General features: G+C 68.7%; 25 protein-coding genes. 15 read left to right on the top strand and 10 right to left on the bottom strand.

Annotation, left to right across the window (positions count from 1 at the left end; all coding sequences use genetic code 11):
• Positions 1-59: 59 nt before the first annotated feature.
• Positions 60-1748, top strand: coding sequence for a bifunctional metallophosphatase/5'-nucleotidase (locus tag AB0J95_RS03475; protein ID WP_364751679.1), 1689 nt, complete (start codon positions 60-62; stop codon positions 1746-1748).
• Here AB0J95_RS03475 and AB0J95_RS03480 read toward each other — a convergent pair.
• The 3 genes from AB0J95_RS03480 to AB0J95_RS03490 all read right to left on the bottom strand — a co-directional run bounded on the left by AB0J95_RS03480 (position 1745) and on the right by AB0J95_RS03490 (position 4644).
• Complete coding sequence (locus tag AB0J95_RS03480) at positions 1745-2236, bottom strand: MarR family transcriptional regulator (RefSeq protein ID WP_364751681.1); 492 nt, start codon at positions 2234-2236, stop codon at positions 1745-1747. The genes AB0J95_RS03475 and AB0J95_RS03480 overlap by 4 nt on opposite strands.
• A 131-nt stretch (positions 2237-2367) precedes the next feature.
• Positions 2368-3408 (bottom strand): hypothetical protein, encoded by a 1041-nt coding sequence (locus tag AB0J95_RS03485; protein WP_364751684.1) that lies wholly within the window; start codon positions 3406-3408, stop codon positions 2368-2370.
• 87 nt (positions 3409-3495) lie between these two features.
• Positions 3496-4644 carry a hypothetical protein gene (locus tag AB0J95_RS03490; RefSeq protein ID WP_364751687.1) on the bottom strand — a complete coding sequence of 383 codons (1149 nt, stop codon included), beginning with the start codon at positions 4642-4644 and terminating at the stop codon, positions 3496-3498.
• Between the two features lie 104 nt (positions 4645-4748).
• On the opposite strand from AB0J95_RS03490, the gene AB0J95_RS03495 reads away from it, so the two are divergent.
• Complete coding sequence (locus AB0J95_RS03495) at positions 4749-5492, top strand: BTAD domain-containing putative transcriptional regulator (protein ID WP_364751689.1); 744 nt, start codon at positions 4749-4751, stop codon at positions 5490-5492.
• Between the two features lie 93 nt (positions 5493-5585).
• The gene (locus AB0J95_RS03500; protein ID WP_364751691.1) at positions 5586-7133 is read left to right on the top strand and encodes an MDR family MFS transporter; all 1548 of its coding nucleotides are present in this window, start codon (positions 5586-5588) and stop codon (positions 7131-7133) included.
• Here the strand turns inward: AB0J95_RS03500 and AB0J95_RS03505 are convergent.
• Positions 7112-7543 carry a helix-turn-helix domain-containing protein gene (locus AB0J95_RS03505; RefSeq protein WP_364751694.1) on the bottom strand — a complete coding sequence of 144 codons (432 nt, stop codon included), beginning with the start codon at positions 7541-7543 and terminating at the stop codon, positions 7112-7114. The two genes, AB0J95_RS03500 and AB0J95_RS03505, sit on opposite strands and share 22 nt — an antisense overlap.
• Positions 7544-7568: 25 nt before the next feature.
• Between AB0J95_RS03505 and AB0J95_RS03510 the strand changes: the two genes are divergently transcribed.
• A complete protein-coding gene (locus AB0J95_RS03510; protein WP_364751697.1) occupies positions 7569-8417 on the top strand; it encodes an NAD(P)H-binding protein in 849 nt (282 codons plus the stop codon).
• Between the two features lie 340 nt (positions 8418-8757).
• Positions 8758-9678: a neutral zinc metallopeptidase gene (locus AB0J95_RS03515; RefSeq protein ID WP_364751699.1), complete on the top strand. Its 921-nt coding sequence runs from the start codon at positions 8758-8760 to the stop codon at positions 9676-9678.
• Between the two features lie 669 nt (positions 9679-10347).
• Here the strand turns inward: AB0J95_RS03515 and AB0J95_RS03520 are convergent.
• Together AB0J95_RS03520 and AB0J95_RS03525 are read right to left on the bottom strand one after the other, a co-directional pair.
• The gene (locus AB0J95_RS03520; RefSeq protein ID WP_364751702.1) at positions 10348-11835 is read right to left on the bottom strand and encodes a M28 family peptidase; all 1488 of its coding nucleotides are present in this window, start codon (positions 11833-11835) and stop codon (positions 10348-10350) included.
• Between the two features lie 62 nt (positions 11836-11897).
• The gene (locus tag AB0J95_RS03525) at positions 11898-12542 is read right to left on the bottom strand and encodes a GNAT family protein (protein ID WP_364751705.1); all 645 of its coding nucleotides are present in this window, start codon (positions 12540-12542) and stop codon (positions 11898-11900) included.
• Positions 12543-12596: 54 nt separating this feature from the next.
• Here AB0J95_RS03525 and AB0J95_RS03530 point away from each other — a divergent pair, with 54 nt between their 5' ends.
• On the top strand, positions 12597-13574 hold the full coding sequence (locus AB0J95_RS03530) for an NAD(P)H-quinone oxidoreductase (protein ID WP_364751708.1): 978 nt from the start codon (positions 12597-12599) through the stop codon (positions 13572-13574).
• Positions 13575-13693: 119 nt separating this feature from the next.
• On the opposite strand, the gene AB0J95_RS03535 is transcribed toward AB0J95_RS03530, so the two are convergent.
• A complete protein-coding gene (locus AB0J95_RS03535; RefSeq protein ID WP_364751709.1) occupies positions 13694-13948 on the bottom strand; it encodes a transposase in 255 nt (84 codons plus the stop codon).
• Positions 13949-13951: 3 nt separating this feature from the next.
• Entirely contained in the window at positions 13952-14290 is a 339-nt protein-coding gene (locus tag AB0J95_RS03540; RefSeq protein ID WP_364751711.1) for a transposase, read from the bottom strand.
• A 113-nt stretch (positions 14291-14403) separates the two neighbouring features.
• Here AB0J95_RS03540 and AB0J95_RS03545 point away from each other — a divergent pair, with 113 nt between their 5' ends.
• Both AB0J95_RS03545 and AB0J95_RS03550 read left to right on the top strand, forming a co-directional pair.
• Complete coding sequence (locus AB0J95_RS03545) at positions 14404-15129, top strand: type IV toxin-antitoxin system AbiEi family antitoxin (protein ID WP_364751714.1); 726 nt, start codon at positions 14404-14406, stop codon at positions 15127-15129.
• Between the two features lie 188 nt (positions 15130-15317).
• Positions 15318-16070, top strand: a complete 753-nt coding sequence (locus AB0J95_RS03550) for a nucleotidyl transferase AbiEii/AbiGii toxin family protein (protein WP_364751716.1) — start codon at positions 15318-15320, stop codon at positions 16068-16070.
• Here AB0J95_RS03550 and AB0J95_RS03555 read toward each other — a convergent pair.
• Complete coding sequence (locus tag AB0J95_RS03555; RefSeq protein WP_364751719.1) at positions 16060-17265, bottom strand: cysteine desulfurase-like protein; 1206 nt, start codon at positions 17263-17265, stop codon at positions 16060-16062. The two genes, AB0J95_RS03550 and AB0J95_RS03555, sit on opposite strands and share 11 nt — an antisense overlap.
• A 102-nt stretch (positions 17266-17367) precedes the next feature.
• Here AB0J95_RS03555 and AB0J95_RS03560 point away from each other — a divergent pair, with 102 nt between their 5' ends.
• The 5 genes from AB0J95_RS03560 (at position 17368) to AB0J95_RS03580 (ending at position 21246) form a co-directional block, all read left to right on the top strand.
• Positions 17368-17898 carry a bacterial proteasome activator family protein gene (locus tag AB0J95_RS03560; protein WP_364753444.1) on the top strand — a complete coding sequence of 177 codons (531 nt, stop codon included), beginning with the start codon at positions 17368-17370 and terminating at the stop codon, positions 17896-17898.
• Positions 17899-17973: 75 nt separating this feature from the next.
• A complete protein-coding gene (locus tag AB0J95_RS03565; protein WP_364751722.1) occupies positions 17974-18498 on the top strand; it encodes a D-alanyl-D-alanine carboxypeptidase family protein in 525 nt (174 codons plus the stop codon).
• A gap of 130 nt (positions 18499-18628) precedes the next feature.
• Entirely contained in the window at positions 18629-19531 is a 903-nt protein-coding gene (locus tag AB0J95_RS03570; RefSeq protein ID WP_364751725.1) for an ABC transporter permease, read from the top strand.
• Between the two features lie 12 nt (positions 19532-19543).
• Complete coding sequence (locus tag AB0J95_RS03575; RefSeq protein ID WP_364751727.1) at positions 19544-20350, top strand: ABC transporter ATP-binding protein; 807 nt, start codon at positions 19544-19546, stop codon at positions 20348-20350.
• Positions 20347-21246 carry a glycosyltransferase family 2 protein gene (locus tag AB0J95_RS03580; protein WP_364751728.1) on the top strand — a complete coding sequence of 300 codons (900 nt, stop codon included), beginning with the start codon at positions 20347-20349 and terminating at the stop codon, positions 21244-21246. The genes AB0J95_RS03575 and AB0J95_RS03580 overlap by 4 nt, the downstream gene beginning before the upstream one ends.
• Here AB0J95_RS03580 and lanKC read toward each other — a convergent pair.
• The gene (lanKC, locus tag AB0J95_RS03585; RefSeq protein ID WP_364751730.1) at positions 21200-23833 is read right to left on the bottom strand and encodes a class III lanthionine synthetase LanKC; all 2634 of its coding nucleotides are present in this window, start codon (positions 23831-23833) and stop codon (positions 21200-21202) included. The two genes, AB0J95_RS03580 and lanKC, sit on opposite strands and share 47 nt — an antisense overlap.
• A gap of 451 nt (positions 23834-24284) precedes the next feature.
• On the opposite strand from lanKC, the gene AB0J95_RS03590 reads away from it, so the two are divergent.
• Both AB0J95_RS03590 and AB0J95_RS03595 read left to right on the top strand, forming a co-directional pair.
• Positions 24285-25208, top strand: a complete 924-nt coding sequence (locus AB0J95_RS03590) for a DMT family transporter (RefSeq protein WP_364751733.1) — start codon at positions 24285-24287, stop codon at positions 25206-25208.
• Positions 25205-25477 carry a hypothetical protein gene (locus tag AB0J95_RS03595; protein WP_364751735.1) on the top strand — a complete coding sequence of 91 codons (273 nt, stop codon included), beginning with the start codon at positions 25205-25207 and terminating at the stop codon, positions 25475-25477. The genes AB0J95_RS03590 and AB0J95_RS03595 overlap by 4 nt, the downstream gene beginning before the upstream one ends.
• Positions 25478-25495 lie beyond the last annotated feature (18 nt).

Raw genomic sequence — 25495 nt, forward strand, 5'->3', positions numbered from 1 at the left:
GCATTCGCCCCGCTCAGCAGGCAGACTCCCGGCCCGGGTGCTTCCCGGACGGAGGAATGATGAGCGTTTCGACCATCCGTCGTATCGCGGCCCTCGCCGCGGTCACGACGGTCGGCCTCGGCGGGCTCGCGGTGACCCCCGCGCTTGCCAGGCCGGTTTCCACCACCGACTTACGTGTGATCGCGATCAACGACTTCCACGGCAACCTGCAGCCACCTGCGGGTTCGTCTGGCCGGGTGGTGCTGCCGGACGGTTCCACGGTGGACGCGGGCGGCGCCGCCTTCCTGGCGACGCACGTCAAGCAGCTGCGGACGAACAACTCGCTGGTCGTGTCCGCCGGTGACAACATCGGCGCGTCGCCGCTGTCGTCGGCGCTGTTCCACGACGAGCCGACCATCGAGATGCTCAACGACATCGGCCTGGACGCGTCGGTCGTCGGCAACCACGAGTTCGACGAGGGCCTGCAGGAGCTGCGCCGGATGCAGTTCGGCGGCTGTCACCCGACCGACGGCTGCCAGTTCCGGGACAAGTTCAAGGGCGCGAACTTCCCGTTCCTCGGCGCCAACGTGACCACCGACCGCGGGCTGCCCGTGCTGCTGCCGGCCACGGTCAAGATCGTCGACGGTGTCCCGGTCGGCCTGATCGGCGTCACCCTGCACGACCTGCCCAGCGTGGTGACCCCGGACGCGATCAAGGGCCTGAAGTTCGGTGACGAGGTCCAGGCGATCAACCGGACCGCGAACCTGCTCGACCTGTTCGGCGTGAAGACCCAGATCGTCCTCATGCACCAGGGTGACAGCACCGAGGGCGGCGGCCCGGACGACTGCAAGACGGTCCCGGGGATCGCCCGCACCATCGTCCAGGCGGCCTCGCCGAAGGTGGACGCCTTCTTCACCGGCCACAGCCACCAGCAGTACAACTGCATGGTCGAGAACAACACGGACCACAAGCTGCGCCCGATGATCCAGGGCTCCTCGTTCGGCCGGTTGCTGTCGGTGATCGACTTCAAGATCGACCGCCGGACCCGGGACGTGGTCGAGGCCAAGCCGCACAACGAGATCGTCACCCGCACCGTGACGCCCGACCCGACCGTCGGCGCGCTGGTGAACGACGCGGTGACCAAGTCGGGCCCGATCGCCAACCGCCAGGTCGGCACGATCACCGCGGACCTCGTGCGGGCCACCAACCCGGCGGGCGAGTCGCCGCTGGGCGATGTCCTCGCCGACGGCCAGCTGGCCGCCACGACCGGCAACAACGCCGTCATCGCCATCACCAACCCGGGCGGCATCCGCTCGGACGTGACCTTCGCATCCTCCCCCGCCGGTGAGGGCGACGGCGTGGTCACCTACGGCGAGGCGTTCACCGTCCAGCCGTTCAGCAACATCATGCAGACCATCACGCTCACCGGCACGAACCTCAAGAACGTGCTCGAGCAGCAGTGGCAGCCGAACAACATCGTGCGGATCCTGCAGATCTCCTCGTCGCTGCACTACTCGTGGTCGGCGAGCGCACCCGCCGGCTCGCGGATCTCGAACATCACGGTGAACGGCGTTCCAGTGGACCCCAACGGGTCCTACCGCGTGTCGGTGAACAACTTCCTCGCCGCCGGCGGTGACGGGTTCGCCGAGTTCACCAAGGGCACCGACCTGGCCGGTGGGCCCGTCGACCTCGACGCGTTCACGGCCTACCTGACGGCGCACCCGGGCCTGGCGCCGCCCGCGCTGGACCGGATCACCCGCCTGCCCTAGGAGTCGTTGAGGGACAGCAACAACTTGCGCAGCAGTTCGGCAAGCTGTTGCTGTCCCTCAACATCCAGCCCGGCGATCAGCTCGCGCTCCCGGTTCAGGTGCGTGCCAACGACTTCGTCGGCCAGCTCGCGCCCGTCGGCGGTGAGCCGGACGCGGATCCCCCGGCGGTCGTGCGGGTCCTTCGCCCGCACTACCAGCCGCCGCTTCTCCAGCCGGTCCAGCCGGTGCGTCATCGTGCCGGAGCTGATCATCATCGTGGCCAGCAGCTGCCCGACCGTCATCTCGAACGGGGAACCGTTGCGGCGCAACGAGGCCAGCACCTCGAACTCCCACCCCGCGAGGCCGTGGCCGGCCAGCGTGTCGTCCATTCCCCGTTCGAGCAACGCGGCCAATCGCGCCGCCCGCACGGTCACCCCCATGGGTCTGGGATCGAGATCGGGCCGTTCCGCCCGCCACTGGTCGATGATCGTGTCCACCGCGTCGCGCACGCCATTCAGTGTGCCACTTAGCTCGACATCAAGATAAAGCTACACAGCGGGCGCGTCACGCACTGAATTCGTGGGATATGACGACAATGCCGGCCACCCACGCGGAGTGACCGGCATTGACACTTCAGGGGTCAGACGTTCTCCCAGGCCCGCCATCCGGCGGACTGCTCGTACCTCTTCTGGTAGACACCGCCGTCCGACTCACCGGTGGTGAACACGTCAAGCCGGGTCTGCAAGGAGGACCAGTTCACGCTCGGCGCACCGCCGGCACCCGCCGGCGGCTGTTCGAAGGGGAACCAGCCGCGCCACGCGTTCGTGTCGTTGCTCCACACCTTCTGGTACAGCTTGCCGTCCGTGCCGACGACGAAAACGTCGATCCGGTTGCCCAGGGAGACCCACGACGCCGACGGCGCCGACGTGAGCACGCCGCCGAGGTCGGCCCACCCGCTCCAACCGGCCGGCGACGCGTTCCACGCGAGCTGGTAGAGGTGACCGTCCGCGGCCCCGCGCACGAACACGTCCAAACGGTTGCCGTCTGCCGTCCAGGTGGCACTGGGCGCACTACCGAACCCGGCAGGCGGCGACGACAACGTGACCCACGGCGTCCAACCACCCGCTGCGGTGTGCGTCTTCTGATACAGGCGGGAATCCGTGCCGATCCCGAACAGGTCGATCCGGTCCGGGGCGCCCGCGTACGCGGCGGACGGCCAGGAGATCAGCCGGCCGCCGAGGTCCTCGGGGGTGCCCCAGCCCGTGCCCGGGGTCCAGGCCGTCCAGTAGGGGTGATTGTCTTGTCCGACAACGAAAAGGTCGATCCGGTCGCCGGACTGCGTGGTCACCGCGGCCGGCGTGCCCTGGACGGTGAACGGCATCGGCCCGACGACCCGGGGACGGCTCCAGCCGTCCGCGACGGTCCACGTCTTCTGCTGGATCTGCCCGGAGACGTTCTGGAACACGTCGAGCTTGGTGCCATCCTGAGCCGACACGGTCGCCGGTGTGGAGATGCCGTCCGGCTCGAACCTCCCGGCCGGAGCGGTGGGCAGCCCGGTGAGCGGCATGGTCCCGGGTGTGGTCTTCGGTGGCTGCGCCCCGGCCGGACCGGCCTGCGCGACGACCAGACCGGCCGTCACCAGGCCGGCCACCAGGCCGCGGGCGAGCGTTGTCCTCAACATCGAAAAGCCTCGATTCCTCTGCTGCTGCGACGGCGAAGCGCCGGCCACCGAGGGAGTGGTGGCCGGCGCTTCAGTCAGGAAACGACCTCAGGGGGCGACGTCCGCGTCCACCCAGTCCTTCCAGCCCGTGGTGTTGGTCCAGGCCTTCTGGTTCAGGTGACCGTTGCTGAAGCCGGTGACGAGCACGTCGAGCCGGCTGCCGTTGGCCGCCCAGGTGGCCGACGGGGTGCAGCAGTTGCCCGCGGCCGGGCCGTCGAAGCCGAAGTAGCCACGCCACTGCGAGGTCGTGTTGCTCCAGACCTTCTGGTACAGCTTGTTGTCCGTACCGGTCACCCAGACGTCGATCCGGCTGCCGTCGCCGATCCAGCTGGCCGAGGGGCTGGTGCCGACCTGCAGGGCGCCGCCCTGGGAGACCCAGTCGGTCCAGCCGGCGCCGGCGTTCCAGGACTTCTGGAACAGCGCGCGGTTCGAGCCACCAGCGGCGAACACGTCGAGACGCCCGCCGTTGGCGGTCCAGGTGATGCCCGGGTTGGACGCCCAGCCACCGGGCGGCGGGGCGAAACCGACCCAGCCGGTCCAGCCGGAGCCGTTGTTCCAGGCCTTCTGGTAGAGACGGCCGTCGGTGCCGAAGCCGAACACGTCGAGCCGGTTGCCGTTGGCGGTCCACGCCGCCGAGGCCGAGCTCACCAGCTCGCCGCCCAGGTCGACCCAGCCGGTCCAGCCGGAGCCGGCGTTGAAGGACTTCTGGTAGGTGTGCAGGTCGGTGTCACCGACCACGAAGACGTCGATCCGCCCGCCGCCCGGGGCCGACGTGACGCTCGCGGTGTCGTAGACGCCGGCCGGCGGGCGGCCGAGGTCCTGCCATTCGGTGTCCCAGCCGGTGGCGGCGTTCCAGCTCTTGAAGGTGACCTTGCTGTCGAGGACCTGGTTGTTCTCCTCCAGGAACAGCGACTGCGCGGCGTCGATGCGGGCGCCGTTCAGCGTGCTGGCCGAGCCCGGGGCGGAAACGAACACCTGCTGCTCCGCCGGGTCGGCGCTGATCTTGGTACGTGGCGTCTTCGTCCGTGGCGTCCGGACGCCGCCAGTCGCTGCGCCCCCCGGCGCACCCTTGGCGTTGGTGGTGGTCTTGTCGAACTTGTTGTCTTGCTGCGCACCCGCCTGGCCGGCCTGGAAGGTGACCAGACCGGTCACCGTCAAGGCCACTGCCAGCATGCGGGCAGCTCTCCCCTTAGTCATTTGCCCGATACTGGAGATCGGATCTAAATGAAACGTTGGTGGCTTCTTAACGATGCTCTAGACGACAACGTCGCCAGGACGGTGTCCATCACTGTGGGGGCTTGATGGAGCTGCGGCTTCTTGGTTCTGTTGAGGTTCTGGCGGGGGGACGGCCGTTCTCGGCCGGTCCGCCGCAGCAGCGCGGCGTCCTTGCCGCGGTGGCGGTCGATGTCGGTCGTCCAGTCTCAGTGGACACCATTGTCGAACGCCTGTGGAGCCACAATCCGCCGAACCGGGCACGGGCGGCGGTCTATGTGTATATCAGCCAGTTGCGGAAAGTGTTATCGGCGGCCGGCACATCGATGAGTCTGGAGCGCACGTCGGGCGGCTACCGGCTGGACGCCGACCCGGACGTGATCGACCTGCACCGGTTCCAGGGCCTGATCGCCGCCGCGCGCTGGCCGAAGCGGCCGGACGGCGAGCGCGTCCAGATGCTCCAGGAGGCGCTCGGGTTGTGGTGCGGCAACGTGGTGGCCGACCTGCCCGGCGACTGGGCGGCCGGGATCCGGCAGGCCTACAACCAGCTGCGGCTGGACGCGACCGTGTTGTGGGCGCAGGCCGAACTCCGGCGAGGCAACGGTGGCGCGATCGTCGCCACCCTCGTCGGCCTGACCGGTGAGTACCCGCTCGCCGAGTCGCTGGCCGCGGCGCTGATGCGGGCCTTGCACGCGAGCGGCTGCAGCGCCCAGGCGCTGGACTTCTACGCCGGCCTGCGCAGGCGCCTGGCCGAGCGGCTGGGCACGAATCCCTCGGCGCACCTGCAGGAACTGCACCAGACGATCCTGCGCGGGGAGGCGGTCGCGGTCTAGCGGGCGAGGTCCACTGCGGACGGTGGGAGTTTTCCGGGCTCCCCCGTTGTTGCCCCCAAGGGGATCATGGGATCTCGTCTGCCTGGAGGACGGATGACTGAAGTCGTGCGGAGTGCTGTCGGGCTGCGCTCGGAGCGGGGACCGGTGCTGGGCTCGATCATGCTGTCAACGGCGTTGGTGGCATTGGACAGCACGATCATCGCGACGGCGGTGCCGTCCATTGTGGCGGATCTGGGCGGCTTTTCGCAGTTTCCCTGGTTGTTCTCCATCTATCTGCTGACCCAAGCGGTGACCGTGCCGCTGTACGGGAAGTTCGCCGACCAGTTCGGCCGCAAACCCGTGATGCTCTTCGGGATCGCGGTGTTCCTGCTCGGCTCGGTGCTGTGCGGCGCGGCCTGGAGCATGCCGATCCTGATCGCCGCCCGGGCCATCCAGGGCATCGGCGCGGGCGCGGTGCAGCCGATCAGCATGACCATGCTCGGCGATCTGTACACACTGGAGGAACGCGCGCGGGTGCAGGGCTACGTGACCAGCATCTGGGGCGGTGCCTCGCTGATCGGGCCGGCGCTGGGCGGGTTGTTCTCCGAGTACATCGACTGGCGCTGGATCTTCTTCATCAACCTGCCGGTCGGCGCGTTGGCCGTGGTGCTGCTGGTGCGCAAGTTCACCGAGGAGCAGGTGCGGCCGGGCAAGCCGAAGATCGACTACGCCGGGTCGTCGTTGCTCACCGCGGGGCTCGCGTTGGTGCTGCTGGGGTTGCTCGAAGGCGGCGTGGCGTGGGCGTGGAACTCGGTACCCAGCGTGCTGATCTTCGTCGCCGGTGCCGGGCTGCTGGTCGCATTCGCTTTCGTGGAGCGCAAAGCGGCCGAGCCGGTGCTGCCGCTGTGGGTGTTCACCAGCCGGACCCTGGTCGGCGGCAACCTGATGGCGTTGATCGTCGGCGCGATGATGATGGGCCTGAGCTCGTACCTGCCGACATTCGTCGAGGGCGTGATCGGCACGGGTGCGCTGGTCGCGGGCTTCGCGCTGGCGGCGATGACGATCGGCTGGCCGATCGCCGCCACCATGTCGGGTCACCTCTACATCCGGATCGGTCTGCGCAACACGGCTTTGTTCGGCGCGGTCTTCGTGGTCGCCGGCGCGATCCTGGTCGCGATGCTGACACCGAACGCGGCGGTCTGGCAGGCCGCCGGGGCCGCGTTCGTTCTCGGTGTGGGGCTTGGGCTTTCATCGAGCCCGTCGATGATCGCCGTCCAGTCATCGGTCGGCTGGGAACGTCGCGGGGTCGCCACCGGCACCAACATGTTCAGCCGGTCACTGGGCAGTGCCGTTGGTGTGGCTGTGTTCGGCGCGATCGCCAACGCCACCCTGGCCGACCGCTTCGCCAACCCACCCGCGGATCTCGCCGGCCGCCTACCGTCCAGTGTGGACGCGACCGCCGCGATCCTCGGCACCCGCGACACCTCCCCGACAGCGGTGTTCGTCCGCTCATCCCTGTTCGACGCCACTCACCACGTCTTCCTGACGCTGATCGGCATCGCGCTGCTCAGCGTGGTGGCACTGCTGCTGATGCCGAGCCGTTCAGCCGCTGAAGCCGCTGCCGCAACGGAACAACCGGTTCAGTCGCGCGCGTCGAAGTGATCCCGGGCGGCTTGGACGTCAACGGCTCGTTGGTACGCCCAGACGCCTAACGCCTCGACATGGCCGTAGAACTCGCGGCCGATGTCGGTGAGGGCGTACTCGACCGACGGCGGCACGGTCGGGTGGACGGTGCGGGTGACCATGCCGTCGCGTTCGAGGGTGCGCAGGGTCCGGGTGAGCATGCGTTGGCTCAGGCCCTCCATGGCGCGGTGCAGTTCGTTGAACCGGAACGGCCGCTTGGCGAGCAGCGCGACCACGAGCACGGTCCACCGTTCGCCGACTCGCCGCACCAGCCCGCTGGCCTGGCATTCGTCGGTCTTCGCGAGCGTGACAGGCACATCGATGTGCGCACCGGACATGAAAGTGCCTTCTTTCGCGCGGTCGCGGTGGTCCCGCAGGCTGGGGGTCACCTTCGACAGTAGCCAAGGAGAGCAGATGATCGTGGTCAGCGGCGGGTCCGGGGACCTCGCGAGCCGGACCTTGCGGCACCTCGCGGGGCGAGCGGATGTGCGCGCGTTGTCGCGGACGCCGGACAAGGTCACTCTCGTGCCGGCGGCGTACGCGGACTTCGACGACCCCGGGTCGCTGACGGCGGCGCTTGCTGGAGCGGACCGGTTTCTGCTGGTGAGCATCGGCGGGTTGCAGCCGGGCGACCTGGAGCGGCAGACGAACGCCGTTGCTGCGGCTGCCAAAGCGGGCGTAGGACACATCGTGTACACCTCGCTCACCCGGGCGGGGGATTCTGGCAATCCCGTCCCGCTGGCCGGATATCACGGTGCCACGGAGCGTGTTCTCGCCGAGTCCGGCGTGCCGTTCACGGTGCTGCGGTTCAACATCTGGCCGGAAGTACTGTCCGTGATCGGTCTGGTGCCCGCCGCCCGCGAACACGGGCAATGGTTCAGCAACTCGGGCGACGGCCGGTGCGGCTACGTGACCAAGGACGACTGCGCCGAGGTCGCCGCCCGTGTCCTGCTGAAAGGCTCTCACCAGGGCGAAATCCTGGAGGTGACCGGCCCGGACGCGGTCTCCGACCAGGACTTCGCGGCGGCGCTCGGGGTTGAGTACGTGCCGGTGGGTGACGACGAGCTGCCGGCGCGGCTGATCGCCATGGGACTGCCGGAACGGTTCGCGGGATTGTGGGCCGAGGCCGGGATCCAGCAGCGTGCGGGCTGGTTCGACGTGCGGACCGACGTCGTCGCGAAGATCACCGGCCGCGCCCCGGTCTCGTTGCGTGACCACTGGATGAACAGTGATCGAAACTTCACCGATTCGGGTCCCTTGTGACTTGACACACAAAGGGGCATGCTCGGAGGAGGTTGTTCCCCGAGCACGGAAAGGGCAGGTGGTGCCGTGGCAGAGAACTCCAGGGAAGTGGTCGCGCGCTCCCTGCCGCATCCCCGCGGCTGAGGCGACAACATCGGCCCAGTCGCGACTGCGAGCGGCACAAGCCCGTTCCGAGAAGTGCATCGCACCAGGACGTCGTTTGAGTCCCGGTCGGGACTCCGCGCCGGGCGGGCCCAGCGGCAGCGGCCACTGACAAGTCCATCCGAACCCGGGCGCGCCAGTCCATGCGACGGCGCGCCCGGGCTGTATATCGTTGGTCTCCAACGACCCGGAGGGCGACGTGGAATTCAACGACGACGTGGGCCTGGACACCTCGGACGTCCAGGACATGCGATCCAGCGGCGGCGGTGGCGGGGTCGGTCCCCGGGTGCTGCTCGGCGGCGGCGGTCTCGGCATCGTCGGCCTGATCATCTACTTCGTGATGTCGCAGCTCGGCGGGATCGGTGGCGGCGGCGGTGCGAGCGGCATCGGCAACGTCGGCTCCGGCCAGTCGGTGGACAACTCGAAGATCTCCGAGCAGTGCAAGACCGGCAAGGACGCGAACAGCAACCACGACTGCGCGCTGGTCGCCACGATCAACTCGATCCAGGGTTACTGGCAGGACCAGTTCGCCCGCACCGGCAAGACCTACCGCAAGGCGCCCACCAACTTCTTCAAGGGCGGCGTGCGCACCGGCTGCGGCAGCGCGAGCTCGGACACCGGCCCGTTCTACTGCCCGGCCGACTCCGAGGTGTACGTCGACCTGTCGTTCTTCCAGGAGCTGCAGACCAAGTTCGGCGCGCAGGGCGGCACCTTCGTGGAGGCGTACGTGCTGGCGCACGAGTACGGCCACCACGTGCAGAACCTGCTCGGCACCTCGAACCGGGTGAAGTCAGGCAGCGGCCCCACCTCCGACTCGGTCCGGCTTGAGCTGCAAGCCGACTGCTACGCGGGTGTGTGGGCGAACCACGCCACGACAACGCCGACCTCGAGCGGAAAGCCGCTGATCAAGTCCATTTCGGACGATGACATCAGCCGGGCGCTGGACGCGGCGTCCAGGATCGGTGACGACTACATCCAGAAGGAGCTCGGCGGCGGCCGGGTGGACCAGAGCAAGTTCACCCACGGCACCTCGCAGCAGCGGGAGAAGTGGTTCACCACCGGCATCAAGAGCGGAAACCCCGCCAACTGCAACACCTTCGACACCTCCAACCTGGGCTGATCCCGAGATGTCCGTGCGAACGGTCCACTCGCACGGACATCTCCTTGCCCACGGGTGGCGCCACCCGCCACTCTAGAAACATGCAACAAACACCCAGCCCCGCCTACACCACTCACCTGCCTTGCACCGTCCACTTGCGACAGATGTCAGGCTGGACGACCACGCCCCCATAACCGTCGCTCCGCTAGTGAGCCGACGTCATCCGGCGCCGCTCACGAGCAGGTAGTCCTTGCGGTTCAACGGGTTGTGGTCCGTTCGTGGCCGGTCCGGCACACCGGCTGTCCGCAGCCGCGGCCAACAGCACCGACGGTCCTCTTCCCAGCTGCACCTGGGCTTCGTAGCGCTGCTGCTGATTCCCATGCCACACAAGTAGATCCACGCCGGACCGCCTACGAGCACCGGCGTTCCCCGCAACCCTGTCCGAGTTCCGTCACCTGCGGACGCTTCGATGATTCCCTTGCCATACCGGCAATCCCGTCGGTGTGTGTTCCCTTGAGCTCCTGTCATCGGCTACGGCCTTACCCCCTGGCTGTTGCGGTGATGGCTGGGCGCTGCTTTTCGAGATCCGAACCCCTCGTCTCCGATGAAGCCGTGTCCGGCCGGCCGCGCCGGTGGCAGGTTGGGGTGCGGTGAGCAGGTGTTCTGTCCTGCTCACCGCACCCATGGGGGTCAGAGTGCCACGTCGTGGGTCGCCGGCGCGGCCAGGGCCTTGGTCCTGGCGCGAGCGGTGGCGCGGGCCGGGCGGTCGGGGACGCCGTTGACGTCGGTCGTGCTGATCCCGTAGGCGGTGATCACGTAGGAGATCGCGGTTGCCTGGCGGCCCAGGGCTTCGCGGTTCACGTTCAGGAGGTTGTCACATGCTTTGTGGTAGCAGGGGTCGAAGGCGATGCCGGCCTGGCCGCCCCATTTGGCGGCTTGGGCGGCGGTCTTGATGACCTCCGCGCCGGTCGCCGTCCCGCCCGCGGGAATGCCCTGTGCGACGAACTCGGCGTAGTCGGAGCGGGAGTCGAAGTCCTTGCCCTCGGTGGGGATTCCGGCGGCGGCGAACCTCGCCTGGATGGCGGCCTCGATCGGGCCCGAGCCGACCGGGCCGGGTCCGGCGCCGACGTGGTCGGAGTCGTCACCATCGAACACGAAGTACCCGGCGTTGGGAGAGCCGACCATGTCGAAGTTCAGATAGAGCGCGATGTCCAGCTGCTGCTCGAAGGTCAGCGACCGCACGTAGGCGGTGGAGCCGACGAGGCCGAACTCCTCGGCGCTCCACCAGGCGAACCTGATGGCGTTGTTGACCTTCGGAGACCCGCCGAGCTGCAGGGCGGTCTCCAGCAGGGTCGCCGAGCCGGTGCCGTTGTCGTTGATGCCGGGGCCGGTGGGCACGCTGTCGAGGTGGGCGCCCGCCACGACGACGTTGTTCTCGCGGCCGGTCTTGGTCTGGGCGATGAGGTTGACCGAGGTGCGGTTCTCCTGCACCGCGGTGGCCACCAGGGTCACCGGGACCGGTTGGGCGGCAAGGGCTTCACCCGCGGCCAGGGTGATGCCGACGACGGGGATCCGGGCGGCGGCGGGATCGCCCAGGGTCCCACCGAACGGCTCGGAATCCGGGACGTTGTTGTAGACGATCGCAGCGATGGCGCCGGCATCGGCGGCCACTTGTTGTTTGACAGCAAAAGAACAGACACCGCGTTTGATGAGCGCGACCTTGCCGGCCACGTCGAGGCCGGTGTAGTCGGCGGGCTCACAGCCCGGGGACGCGTCCACCGGCACGGGCACGACCGGGGCGGTGATTCCGCCAGCGGGCGTTGACCTGCTGTAGGTCATCATGTGCGTCGGGATCGCGTTCCCGCCCGCGGTCAGGGTCTCGGTCTGCACCACGAAGTACACGAACGGGAACTCCTGGCGCGAGACGTCGAACCCGGCGTTGCGCACCAGGCCCTCGATGTAGGCCGCGGACTGCAGGTGGCCCTGGCTGCTGGCGACCCGCGTGCGGCCGTTGCGGTCGGCGAGCCGCTGGAACGCGATGAGATGGCGGTTGACGCCCTCGACCGTCACGTTGCGTGAGATCTTGCGGGGCAGGCTGTCGGGTGCTGCGGTGGCAGGCACCGTGCTGAGCGTCAGCCCAGCGGTGGCCGCGACGAGCGCGACGGCTAACCGGAGCATGAAGGTCCTTCCTCCCGGATGGGCCGCCACCTTGTCCCGGTGCCGCGTGAGCGGTCAATGCGTCAGTTGTCCACTACGCCTGAATTGAGCAAGGGGAGGCAACCGTCCAGCCCAGTCACTTCGACAGACCAGTCCGGCCGGGTTGCGGCGAACGCTTCGGGGGTGAGCAACAGGCGGATCTGCGTGCGGGCCCGGCCCTTGATGGCGACCCGGTCGGTGCCGTCAGGGACGTAGCCGAGCTTGCGGCTCACGCCGTGTGACGCGCGGTTGTCGTCGAAGGCCGCCGAGGTCAGCCGCTCGGCCTTCAGGTGGTCGAAGGCGAACATCGCCACCGCGGCGCGCATCTCGGTGCCCAGGCCCTGGCCGTGGTGCCGCAGGCCCAGCCACGACCCGGTGTGCAGCTCACGGGTGAGGGCGAAGTCCTTGCCGCCGATGCCCTGCTCGCCGATCACCCGGCCGTCCCGGCGGACCATGAAGTGGATGGTCCAGCTGTCCTGGCGGAACGCGGCCCGGGTCGACCAGTAGAACTGCATCCACTCGCTCGGCTTGTTGTCCGTCCACGGCACGCCGAACGGCATGTAGTCCGGTGGGTGCACGCCGAGCTGGGCCTCCTCGGACAGCTCCAGCAGGCCGGCGTCGTCGTCGGGGCGCAGTTCCAGGCGGGGTGTGCGGAGCACGAGGTGCCGCAGTGGCCAGGGGTCCTCCATCCGCAAGATGGTCCCGGAAGGGCCTACACACCGCGACCGGATTACCGTGGCAATGTGTATGCAATCGTGGCCCGCGAGCCGGGCGGAGCTGACGTACTGGAGTGGACCGAGGTGCCGGACCCCGAGCCGGGCCGGGGTGAGGTGCTGATCGACGTCGCCGCGAGCGCGGTGAACCGGGCGGACCTGCTGCAGCGCCAGGGGTTCTACCCGCCCCCGCCGGGGGCGCCGAACATCATCGGGCTGGAGTGCTCGGGCACCATCGCCGGGCTCGGCCCGGACGTGACCGGCTGGCAGGTCGGTGACGAGGTGTGCGCGCTGCTCGGCGGCGGTGGGTACGGGCAGAAGGTGGCCGTGCCCGCGGCCCAGGTGCTGCCGCTGCCGGACGGCGTGGACGTGGTGACCGCCGCGGCGCTGCCCGAGGTGGCGTGCACGGTCTGGTCGAACGTGGTGAGCCACGCCGGGCTCAAGGCGGGCGAGGTGCTGCTCGTGCACGGCGGAGCGGGCGGGATCGGCACGCACGCCATCCAGGTCGGCAAGGCGCTGGGTGCGACCGTCGCGGTGACCGCGGGCACGGCCGAGAAGCTGGCCAAGTGCGCGGACCTCGGGGCGGACATCACGATCAACTACCGCGACCAGGACTTCGTCGAGGTACTCGGCGAGCGCGGCGCCGACGTCATCCTGGACAACATGGGCGCGTCCTACCTGGACCGCAACCTCCAGGCGCTGGCGGCCGACGGCAGGCTGATGGTGATCGGGTTCCAGGGCGGCCGCAAGGCCGAGCTGGACCTGAGCAAGCTGCTCCCCAAGCGGGCCAGCATCACCTCCCTCGGCCTGCGGGCGCGGCCACTCGAGGGCCCGCACGGCAAGGGTGCCGTGGTCGCCGCGGTCCGCGAAGGCCTGTGGCCGTTGATCGCCAAGGGGCAGGTCAAGCCGATCGTGCACGCCACCCTGCCAATGGCGGACGCGGCCGACGCCCACCGCGCACTGGAGTCGGGCGGCGACGTCTTCGGCAAGATCATCCTGACGGTCTGACCTCACCGGACATCCTGTCGTGCGGGCTGCCCGGCGTCGTCCGCAACGGTCACGTTAGAGCCTGTCTCAACGTGGTCAGGTGGTCCTGGCGCGCTTTTACGGGCGTGTCAGGCGCCTGATCACGGACAGGTTGATGAACGCGGCAAGGTGCTCGGGCAGGCGTTCGTATTCGCGCACATTGCGGCGGGCTTGGCAGATCCTGGACAACGTCCGCTCGGCCACCCACCGGCGGGGTCTTGATTGCTGGCGGCGGTGACCAGCACGACCAGCAGCAACCCTTGCGTGTCGATGGCGATGTGCCGCTTGCGGCCGTCGATCTTCTTGCCGCCGTCATAGCCGCGGATGGGCCTGCCGACGGTTTCCGCGGCGCGCACCGACTAGGAATCGATCACCGCAGCGATCACCGCAGCGCTGGGCGTGGCGGTGCGGCCCGCGCGCACCCGGATGAGTTCACGCAGCCGGTGGCGGATCGTGCCGAACACCCCGGCCGCGCTCCAGTGGGTGAACAGTCCGTGGACCGTCTGCCAGGGCGGGAACTCCGCGGGTAAGGCACGCCGTGTGATGCCGTTGTCGGTGATGTGGCGCAGGGCGTCGAGGACGTCGCGGCGGTGGTGCTTCTCCGGGCGGCCGCCCCGCGGGGTCCGGCAGGCAGGTACCGGCAGCAGCGGTTCGAGCACCAGGTTCCAGGACGGGCTCTTCGGACTGCAGCGGGACATGCCGCCGAGCGGGTTGCGAGGGCGAGGCGCGGTGGCGAGCGCGGTACTTGCGCAATCAGTATTATGAGACACTGCTCACGACAGGGTTTCATAATACTGATTGCAGGGGTGGCATGACTCCTCCCCCGAACCTGTGGGCGCGGGCGACGATGGTCGTCCGGCCCAGGGACCTCCGGGATGTCTATGCCCGGCCCGACCTCGAGGTCCGGAGGCTGGCGGGGCACGCGTTGCGGCCGGTGGCCACCGGGTACTGGGCGATCCCGCCGATCGAGCGCCTTGACGACCCGGACTGGCGCCCCGAGGTCGAGGCGCTCGCATTGGGGCTCGCCGTCGCCGACTACGGGGTCAAGGCGACAGCGTTGATGGCCGCGAGCGCCGCCCGGTTCCATGGGGCGCTGCCGCGGGCGTTGGGGACCGCAGTCGTGGCCGTCCCCAAGCAACGGCCGGCGCTCGACACCGCATACGGCCGCATCGTTTTCGTGAAGCGCCAGACCGACCGGCTGGAGCTCACGCGCGCCCGTACGCCCATGGTCACCGGTTACGTCACGACCATCGAGCAGACCATGCTGGACATCGCCCACCGTCCCACCCTCGGCGACCTCGCCACGACCGAGGCCGCCGAGGCCATCCGCGCACTGGCACTGCGCGCCGACTGGACCGAGACCCTGGCACTGGCCAAGGAACAGCGCATCCCCGCGGCCTACGTGCGAGCGCGCTGGGTCGCGGAAAACGTTGTCCCAGAGGACACTCCCATCCTCAAGCCGCGCACCCCCGTCCCGGGCCTCCACCTGTGGCCGGCCGACGACGAGGCCAGCTTCTTCGGCATACAGAAGAGCTGACACTCGCCCGGCTGGCATGGGCCGCGGCGCCCATCGCGAGGATGGCGGCACGCGCCGCGCAACGCACACCGTTGACCGTCACGTGCTTGACCGGGCCGCTCAGCTCAGTCAGCAATGCCGGACTGCGGTGCGGGGGCCGATCGGTTGCTGGAGGATGACGTTGTCCGCCTTGGGATTTGGGAGAGTTGATGCTGGACGATGAGGAGCGGCGGGAGGTTGCGCGGCGGTTCCTGGTCGCCGATGATCAGGTTGTCCGTGACCACCTGATCAGTCACGTCCTGGCCGCGCTGGCCGGGATGGGGCAGGACTTCGTCTTCTACGGTGGGACCGCGTTGGCGCGGACGCATCTGCCCGAGTTCCGGTTGTCCGAGGACATCGATCTGCTGGCGAAGGATCGGGCCGCTGTTGCCGGGGCTTTGGAAGGTACTCTGCCGCGGCGGCTACGGCGGGAGTTCGGCGCTGTTGAGTGGGTTGTCGCGCCTTCCCGGGTAGGCGAGGCCGATCCCGCGCTGCTGTCCACTGAGGACGGTGTGCAGGTGCGGGTTCAGGTCGGCGTTCTCGACTCGGACCGGGCGCGGTGGCCGACCGAAGTGCGTCCGATCATCATGCGGTACAGCGATGTCGAGGCCGTCTCACTCAGAGTTCCCACGCTGCGGGCGTTCGCAGGGATGAAGGCGTTTGCTTGGGAGAGTCGGCATGCCGCGCGGGACCTTGCCGATCTGCGGGAGCTGGCGCGTCTCGGCGCGATCGACGCGGGCGTTATTGCGTTGCTGCGCAACACTATCGGGCGGACCGTGTACCCCGTCGAGTTCACCCGGATGCCCGAGGGGACGCGGGCCGGGTGGTCCGTGCAGCTCGACCACCAGATGGCCGCGACTCCCGATCCGGACGTGTGTCTGTCCGAAGTGCACAGTGCCTGGGTTGCCGCGCTCAGTTCCTGAGCTCTGCCACCGCGTCCACGAGCTGGTCCACCTCGCCGGAGGTCGTGTAGTGGGCCAGGCCGACGCGGACCGCGCCGCCGACCTCGCTCACGCCGAGGGCCGAGAACACGCCGCTGGGCACGTCGTCGGCGAACGCACAGATGCCCCGGTCCGCCAGCGCCAGCAACGCATCCGAGGCCTTCATGTCGGCGATCGTGAACGCCAGCACCGGAACCCGGCGCATCGCGTCCCCGATCACCATCACGTTCCGGATCGCGCGCAGCTCCGAGATCAGCTTGGCCACCAGCCCCGCCAGGTACGACTTCGCCGATCCCAGCGAGGTTTCCAGGCGCTGACGGCGAGAACCCGTCGCGGTGTCGTCCAGCGAGCTCAGGTAGTCGACCGAGGCGACCAGGCCTGCGAGCAGCGGGTACGCGTGCGGCCCCAGCTCCAGCCGTTCGGGGCCGCGGGTGCCCGGGTCCAGCGAACACGCCGGCAGCCGGTCGATCAGCTCCGGATCCGCGAACACCAGCGCGCCCACCGCCGGCCCACCCCAGGCCGACGCCGACACCGCGATGATGTCCGCGCCCATCGCCTGCATGTCGATCGGCATGTACGGGGCCGCGTAGGACGCGTCGACCACCATCAACGCCCCCGCGCCGTGCGCGATCTCAGCGATCTTCGGCACGTCCGGCCGGGTGCCCACCGCGCCCGAGGCCGCCGTCACCGCGACCACCTTCGTCCGCCTGGGGGTCACCAGCTGCTCGTACTGCCAGGCCGGCAGCTCACAGGTCTCGATGTCGATCTCGCCCCAGCGGATCGCCGCCCCCGGCCGCTGGGCCGCGCGCAGCCACGGGGCGATGTTCGCCTGGTGGTCCAGCCGCGACACCGCCAGCTCGTCGCCGATCAGCCAGCCGCTGCCCATCGCCTCGGCCAGCCGCTGCAGCAGCACGGGCACGTTCGGGCCGAGCACCACGCCGGCCGGATCGCCGCCGACCAGGTCGGCCACGGCCCGGCGCGCGGCGTCCACGATGGCCTCGGCCCGCTGCGACGCCGGGAAGGCGCCACCGGGTCCGGACACCGGCGCGCGCATGGCCGTCGAGACCGCCGTGGCGACCTGTTCGGGTACCTGCATGCCCGCCGAAGCGTCCAGATGAATCCAGCCGTCACCCAACGCGGGGAACAGCCCACGAATCCGAGCGACGTCGAACGCCATGTCCACACCGTACGGAGCCCGCCAAACGCACCGGTGGGTACCCTCGGGTACGTGGACTTGTGGGGGAACCTTCAGCAGGTGGACGCGGGCAGGATGGGACAGATGAGCGAGGCCGAGGACAACACGCACCACGTGGTCGTAGTCGGGCCCGACGGTCAGCCGCTGGGTGCGGCCAAGATTCCGAACGAGCCGGACACCGACGGTGGCGAGCAGATCAGCGACATGGTCGAGCAGCCGGCCAAGGTGATGCGGATCGGCACGATGATCAAGCAGCTGCTCGAGGAGGTCCGGGCGGCTCCGCTGGACGAGGCGTCCCGCACCAGGCTGCGCGAGATCCACCAGTCCTCGATCAAGGAGCTGGAGGAGGGCCTGTCGCCGGAGCTGCGCGAGGAGCTGGACCGGCTGACCCTGCCGTTCACCGACGACTCGGTGCCCAGCGAAGCCGAGCTGCGGGTGGCGCAGGCGCAGCTGGTCGGCTGGCTGGAGGGCCTGTTCGCCGGCATCCAGACCGCGCTGTTCGCCCAGCAGATGTCCGCCCGGGTGCAACTGGAGCAGATGCGCCGCGGCGCGCTGCCGCCAGGACTGGGCCAGCAGGAGGGGGCTCCCCAGCGTGGGACCGGTCAGTATCTCTGATCACACAACCCCGGCGGGGCCGTAGACGTCTCCACCTACGTGTGGGGATGGAAACGGCTGAGCTTGGTCATAGGTGTGCCGGTACTGGTCTGCGGGCTGCTGGCGGGCCTGTGGGTCACCAAGGCGATCGGCTACAACCGCCTGACCGGCGAGGCGACGTTCCAGATCGAAGGCGTGCCCGGCCCGGACACCGGGCCGGTCTGCCCCGTCGACAAGCGGTACGTCGACGAGGACCCCACCGGCATGCGCGACGACGTGAAGGCCAAGTTCACCGAGCTGAAGGCCAAGGCGAAGACCGAGAACATCACCATGTGCCTGCAGGACGGCAAGCGCAGCTCCCGCCAGCAGCAGGCCCAGTTCGACGAGTACGTGCGCAGGTTCGGCACCTACGAGCTGGCCCGCCAGTACGCGCTGCCGCCGGAGCTGTCCAACCACGTGAAGGGCATCGCCGCGGACATCCAGCCGCTGTCGGCCGCGGGCTGGGTGGAACGCAGTGCCGGGAAGTACGGCTGGTGCCGTCGTTATGAGAACGAGCCCTGGCACTTCGAGTACGACCCGGGCTACGTCAACGGGTGCCCGGCCCTGCTGCCGCACGGCTGACCCACCTACGATCTGCGCTCATGCCAAGCACGCGGAAAACCAGTGGCGGTGACCGACCGGTCACGAGTAGTCCGACAGGCCGCCGGTACCCTCAACAACCGTGCATGCGACGAGCACGATCGACCGACCGATGACGACGCAGGACGCGCCGCCGACCAACCCCAGCAAGAGCTTCGCTCGGGCGTGGGAGGACATCCGCACGGGTGTCCGGTCCACCGAGCTGTGGGGACACCTCGGCTGGCAGGACATCAAGCAGCGTTATCGCCGTTCGGTGATCGGACCCCTGTGGATCACCCTTGGCATGGCGGTCACGGCCATCGGCCTGGGCCTGCTGTATTCGCAGCTGCTCGGCCAGCAGATCTCGACATTCCTGCCGTACATAACGGTGGGCTTCATCGTCTGGAACTTCATCGTCGGCTGTGTCATCGAGGGCACCGAGACGTTCATCCGCAACGAGGGCCTGATCAAGCACCTGCCCGCGCCGCTGACCGTCTACGCGCTGCGCACGGTGTGGCGCCAGACCTTGATGATGCTGCACAACCTGCTCGTCTACGTGGTGCTGGTGGCGATCTTCTTCCCGACCCTGAGCGAGCCCTACCGGCTGCAGGACGGCGGGCACCAGCACCCGGGGCTGAGCTGGCTGGTGCTGCTGGCCATTCCCGCGTTCCTGCTGCTGGCGTTCAACGGTGTCTGGGTGACGTTGTTCTTCGGCATCATCTCCACCCGCTACCGGGACATCCCGCAGGTCATCAACGCCTTCATCCAGCTGGTGTTCTTCGGCACGCCGATCGTGTGGACCACCGACACGCTGCTGCGGTTCAGCGGCGGTGACCCCGGCACGGCGAGCTGGCGGGTGCTGATCGCCGAGCTGAACCCGATGTACCACTACGTGGAGATCATCCGCGCCCCGCTGATCGGCAACGAGCAGAGCTGGCACCACTGGGCGGTCGTCGGCGGGTTCACGGTCTTCGGCTGGATACTGGCAGTTGTGGCGCTGCGGAACTTCCGCGCGCGCATCCCCTACTGGGTCTGAGTGAGGCAGGGCATGGTCAGCATCGACGTCTGGAACGCCTCAGTCGACTTCCCGATCTTCGACGCGAAGAGCCGCTCCTTGAAGAAGGCGGTTCTCGGCAAGGTCGGCGGGCACATCGGCACCGAGGGCAGGGTGCCGGTGATCGAGGCGCTCAAGGACATCAACCTCTCGCTGAAGACCGGCGACCGGGTCGCGCTCGTCGGGCACAACGGCGCCGGCAAGTCCACGCTGCTGCGGCTGCTGTCGGGCATCTACGAGCCGATCACCGGCGGGTCGAAGATCGTCGGCAAGATCGCGCCCGTGTTCGACCTGGGCGTGGGCATGGACCCGGAGATCTCCGGGATCGAGAACATCATGATCCGCGGCCTGTTCCTCGGCATGAACCGCAAGGAGATGGAGAAGCGGGTCGACGACATCGCCGAGTTCTCCGAGCTGGGCGACTTCCTGCAGATGCCGCTGCGGGCGTACTCCACGGGTATGCGCGTGCGGCTGGCGCTGGGCATCGTGACCTCGATCGACCCGGAGATCCTGATCCTGGACGAGGGCATCGGCGCGGTGGACGCGGCGTTCATGGACAAGGCCCGCGAGCGGCTGATCGACCTGGTCAAGCGGTCCGGCCTGCTGGTGTTCGCCTCCCACCAGGACGATCTGCTGCTGGAGATGTGCGACACCGCGATCTGGATGGACGGCGGCCGGATGAAGATGCACGGCGGGCTGCGCGAGGTGCTCACCGCGTACAAGGGCCGTGACCCGTACGAGAACCTGAGCCCGGAGATGCTGGAACGGCTCGGCGTGGCGGCGGGTGGCGAAGCGCGATGACCGCCCCCCTCGGCCCGGACTCCGTCGTCACCGTCGTGGTGACGCGGCACCGCCGTGACCTGCTGGTCGACTCGCTGAAGGTGATCGGCGCGCAGACCCGCCCGCCGGACCACCTGATCGTGGTGGACAACGGGCCCGACCAGCCGGCCGAGGACATCGTCAAGGCGTGCCCGGTGCCGTCGACCTACCTCGCCTCGCACCGCAACCTCGGCGGTGCGGGCGGGTTCGCCCTGGGCATCCTGCACGCGCTCGCGATGGGCGCGGAGTGGGTCTGGCTGGCCGACGACGACGGCAGGCCGGCCAGTGACAACGTGCTCGAGGTGCTGCTCACCGAGGCCAAGCGCCGGGGTCTCGCGGAGATCTCGCCAATGGTCACCAACATCAACACCCCGGACACGCTCGCGTTCCCGTTGCGCCGCGGGCTGACCTGGAAGCGGCAGACCTCGGAGCTGGGCACGGACTTCCTGCCCGGCATCGCGTCACTGTTCAACGGGGCGCTGTTCCGTGCGTCTGCTTTGGACGTTGTCGGCGTGCCGGACTACCGGTTGTTCGTCCGCGGCGACGAGGTCGAGGTGCACCGCAGGCTGGTCCGCTCCGGGCTGCCGTTCGGTACCTCGCTCAGGGTGTCCTACCTGCACCCGGACGGCTCGGACGAGTTCAAGCCGATGCTGGGCGGCCGGTTCCACGCGCAGGACCCGGACAACGAGGTCAAGCGCTACTACACCTACCGCAACCGGGGCTACCTGTTGTCCCGCCCGGGGATGCGCAAGATCGGCGCCCTTGAGGTCCTCCGCTTCGGCCTGTACTTCCTGGCCGTGCGCAAGGACCCCAAGGCGTTCCTGCAGTGGCTCAAACTCGTCCGCCAGGGCCAACGCGAACACTTCTTCCGCTACTGAGGGCCGCGCTGAGCGCCACACTGACCGTGTCGGTCAGAAACGGCATCAGCTGAGCACCGTCCACTGCGGACACAAGCGCCATCAGCACCCCGGCACCACCGGTGGCCACGTCCATCGACAGCCGCAGCAAGTGCGTGCCGGGGAAGGCGATGTGACCGTGGTAGGGCACCGCGTGCAACGCCAGCCAGTCCAGGTGCTGGTTGAGCGCGCGGGTACTCAGCCCGTCCGGTTCCCGGCGCAACCCGGCTGCCAGCGCGCCGATCAGCCCCGCCCGGCCGAGCAGCAACCCCGGCTGGAGCACGAACTCCGTGTACAGGGCCTTGCGCAACCGGGGCAGCTCGACCGCACACGGCGCTCCCGGCCAGACCGTGAGCAGTTCCTCGATCACCAACGCGATGCCCGCGCTGCCCACCTCGAGGAAGGGCAGCGTGCGCTGGCCGTCGCGCACCTGCAGGGCCCCGTCGGGGGTGCGGGTGCACTCCAGCAGGTCACGCCGGATCGCCAGGTCGGCCTGATCCAGCCAGCTGCGGTCGCGGGTGCGCTCGAACAGCCGGACGAACAACAGCGCCGGGCCGCACCAGCCGTGCATCAGGCCCGCCTTCGCGCGTAAGCCCGGTCCGGGCAGCGGCGCGCCGGCCAGCATCCCGGTCAGCCGGTCGCCGATCTCCACCGCGTGCCACAGGTGTCCCGCGTCCTGCCGGCTGGCGGCCAGGTGCAGCAGGTTCAGCGCGATCCCGGCCAGGCCGGCCTTGAAGCCGTGGTTGGTGATCGAGCCCAGCTGGCTGTCGAACCGGTCGATCAGGTCGTCGGCCGCGTCTGGGTAACCGAAGTTGTCCAACACATGCGCCACACCATGGGCGCCGGTGAAGAACCCGGCCGTGCGCGGCGGATCCCGCCGGACGGCCTCCAGCAGCCACTGCTCGTGCGCCGGGAACCGGCCGCAGCCGGTGGCGTCGAGCGCGTGCAGGACGCCCGCGGCGCCGTTGCCGAAGCTCGTGCCGCCGGTGGCGTACTGGTGGATGTCGCCGGGGAACAGCCGGTCGGCGCGCATCGGGGTCGCGCTGGCCAGGATGGCGTCGGCGATCGAGCGGCGCACCGAGACCCAGTTGACCTCGGGCTGGTCCAGCGCGGTGCGGCGGCGGGCCGATCGGGTGGACCGCGGCCGCAGCTCGGCCATCACCTCTTCCAGGTAGCCCAGCGGCAGGTCGAACCGCTTGCGCACGTGCCGGACGAAGTCGGCGAGCTTGTCCGGTTCCAGGTCCAGCACCATCGTCATCGGCAGGAACATCCACAGCCGCAGCACCGCGAACGCGTACCGGTCGACCTCGTAGCCGGTGCGGTCGTTGGGCGCGCGGAACCCGGGCGTACCGCCGAGCGGGCGCCGCGGGTCGCGGGCCGGGAACGTCAGCTCGAAGTCCACAAGGGACACCGAGTCGTCCTCGTCGACGAGGATGTTGCGGTCGTTGAGGTCGCCGAAGACCAGGCCGCGGCGATGCACGTCGGCCAGGATCCGCTCGACCCGGCCGAGCAGCGCCTGCACGCGCTCGATGAACTTGTTCTTGTCGATCTTGCTCGCATCCCGTTGGCCCAGCGGGAAGTTCCGCGCCAGCCAGGTGGCCAGCGGGATGCCGGGCAGCGCGCTGATCGCCATGAACTCGTTGCCCCACATGGTGAACCGCCCGTGCAGCTCGGGGATCCCCGGCACGCCGGCCAGCGCGGTGAGCGTGCGGGCCTCGCGCTCCAGCCTCGTGACCGCGTCGGTGCCGTCCTGGTCCAGGCCGGTGTGCGGACGGGCCTCCTTGAGCACGACCTGGCGGCCATCAGCACGGCGCGTGGCCAGGTAGACCCCGCCGGCATTTGTCACCCTAAGCGCTTTATCCACCCGGTACGGGGATGGTGCGGGTTCCGGCTGGGGGACAAGATGCTCGGAGAGGAATTCGGGTATACCAACCCACTCGGGCAGGCGCCGATTCTCCTCGGGGACGAGGACGCCGTCCGGACGCTCCAGCGCCGGTATACCATTTCCGTTCTCATCGATGATCATACGTTCGATAAATCCACCGAACTTGACGTAAAGAGGACCCTCCCCAAAGCGTGCCTCGCCTGGTATATGCGGACCGGCCAGGCCGGCCAGTGCGAGGTCCAAGTCCTGCAGGACACGGCGCAATTGGATCTCGTCGACCGGGTATATGGTGATTAATTTTCCACTTACCGCCCGGTCCGCGTACTTCCCGTTCCGGGTCGCGTGAATCCGTGCGGAGCGGAGGAATTTGAACGGTATCCGGTGATGGACGCAGTATGGCCGGACGATCTCCAGTACCCGCCTCGCATCGCTGTGACCAGCGGACACGTGGACCTTCCAGCCCTGCATCGGCAGCTCCACCCCGTCCGGGAGACACACGTGCCAGCCGTTGCGGTCCACTCGCCGCCAGCCGTGTGTACATCCGGAAAGTGTGCTGACCCAACTGTCTGAATTTTCGACGCCATGGTCCTCGATGTCATAGAACCAACGATCCGCGAAGCTGAACGCCTCGTACCGCAGATCCATGCCGGCACGCGCCTCCCCGTCCCTTTTATTCCCGCCCATAGCGCCCGAGTAGAAACAATTCCCGCACACCGGCCCGCGAGGGTCGATCCGCCGTTCGAGGGTTCACACTGCCAACTAGCCGTCACCGAGTCCGCGCTACTGACGAGTATGTGCATACAATCGCGCCGGAAATACGCGAAAACACCCGGCTGCCTGGTCGAACTCCACCGAATGCAGCATTGTCCTGTGGTCCGGCGACACCTAGTGATCGCTACCGTCCGTGACGATTCTACCGTCAGTGGGCCCCCCAAAGGCAGGTTCAGCCAAATGCCGCTTGACAGCTCGGTTACCGTTCTCGACGTGCATCGCATGTTCCCCATCACCCCGCCGCCGGCCTCCTGAGCGGGGCTTGAGCGAATGCGTGCGGCCGGTGGCCGCACGCTGCAAGAACATGCACTTCGCCCCGCGGACGAACATTTCCCCTTGTTCCTCCGTTGATGGAGCGTTTCCCTTGTCTGACAAGATTTTTCTGATTCTGGCCGGGGTGCTGTGGGGCACCGGCGGCCTGTCCGGAGCCCTGCTGGGCGAGCTCACCGGCCTGCACCCGCTCGCGGTCGCGGCCTACCGGCTGCTGATCGGCGGCGGGCTGGCCACCGTGGCAGTGGTCACCCGATCGAAGGCCTTGCCCCGCAGCGGAATGGCGGTTAGGCGGTTGCTCGCCGCGGGCGGGCTGCTCGCCGTTTTCCAGGCGACGTACTTCGCCGCGGTGACGCTGACGTCGGTCAGCCTCGCCACTTTGGTGTCCATTGGCAGCGCGCCGGTGGTCGTCGCGGTGGTCACCTCGATCCGCGAACGTCAACTACCGCAACGCACAACGGCGTTGTGCATCGCGCTCGCGGTGACCGGGCTGGCCATGCTGGCCGGCATGCCGTCCACAAGGGACACTTGGCACACGCTGGCCGGGGTGGCGCTGGCACTGGTGGCAGGCACCGGATTCGCGATCTTCACGATGATCAGCCGGCATCGCGTCGCGGGCCTGAGCACCGGCGTCACGACCGGTCTCGGCCTGTTGGTCGGCGGGTTGCTGTTGCTGCCGGTGGCTCTGCCGCTGGGCATGACGCTCCCGATGCACACGGATGTCTTGCTCACAGCGGCTTTTCTCGGCACGGTCCCGACGGCTGTCGCCTATGGCTTCTACTTCACCGGGCTGCGGCACGCGCATCCGGTGATGGCGGCGCTCGCGGCGATGCTGGAACCGTTGACAGCAACGGTGTTGTCGGTGGCGTTCTTCCACGACAGCCTGGGACCGACCGGGATCGCGGGCGCGGTCCTGCTCGGTACGGCGCTCGCGGTGAACTATTCCGCTCAGAGCAGATCCGCTGACGGTGAACCCGCGTTGCCGGGCGAGCGGCCCGGTGCTGGAGTGGGTTCATGACCGAGCCGAAGAAGAACGCGCTGGTGCTGCACGTGGTGAGCGCCGGCGAGCCATTGGTGTACGCGCTGTCGGTGGCGGCCGCGAAGGAGCTCGCCGGCCGCCTGCAGACGCTGATGACGACCGGGGCGGTGGTCACGCCGGAGCTCGAGGACGGTTCCTCGGTGGCGATCAACTTCGCCCACGTGGTGACCGCTCACTTCGACGAGCTGCCGCCGTTGTCGCGGATCTACGGCAGCGCTTCGCGGAGCACGCGCGGCTTCAACGGCTGAGGGGGTGACGGGCCCGGT

The sequence above is a fragment of the Actinocrispum sp. NPDC049592 genome, assembly GCF_040675465.1.
Lineage (GTDB): Bacteria > Actinomycetota > Actinomycetes > Mycobacteriales > Pseudonocardiaceae > Kibdelosporangium.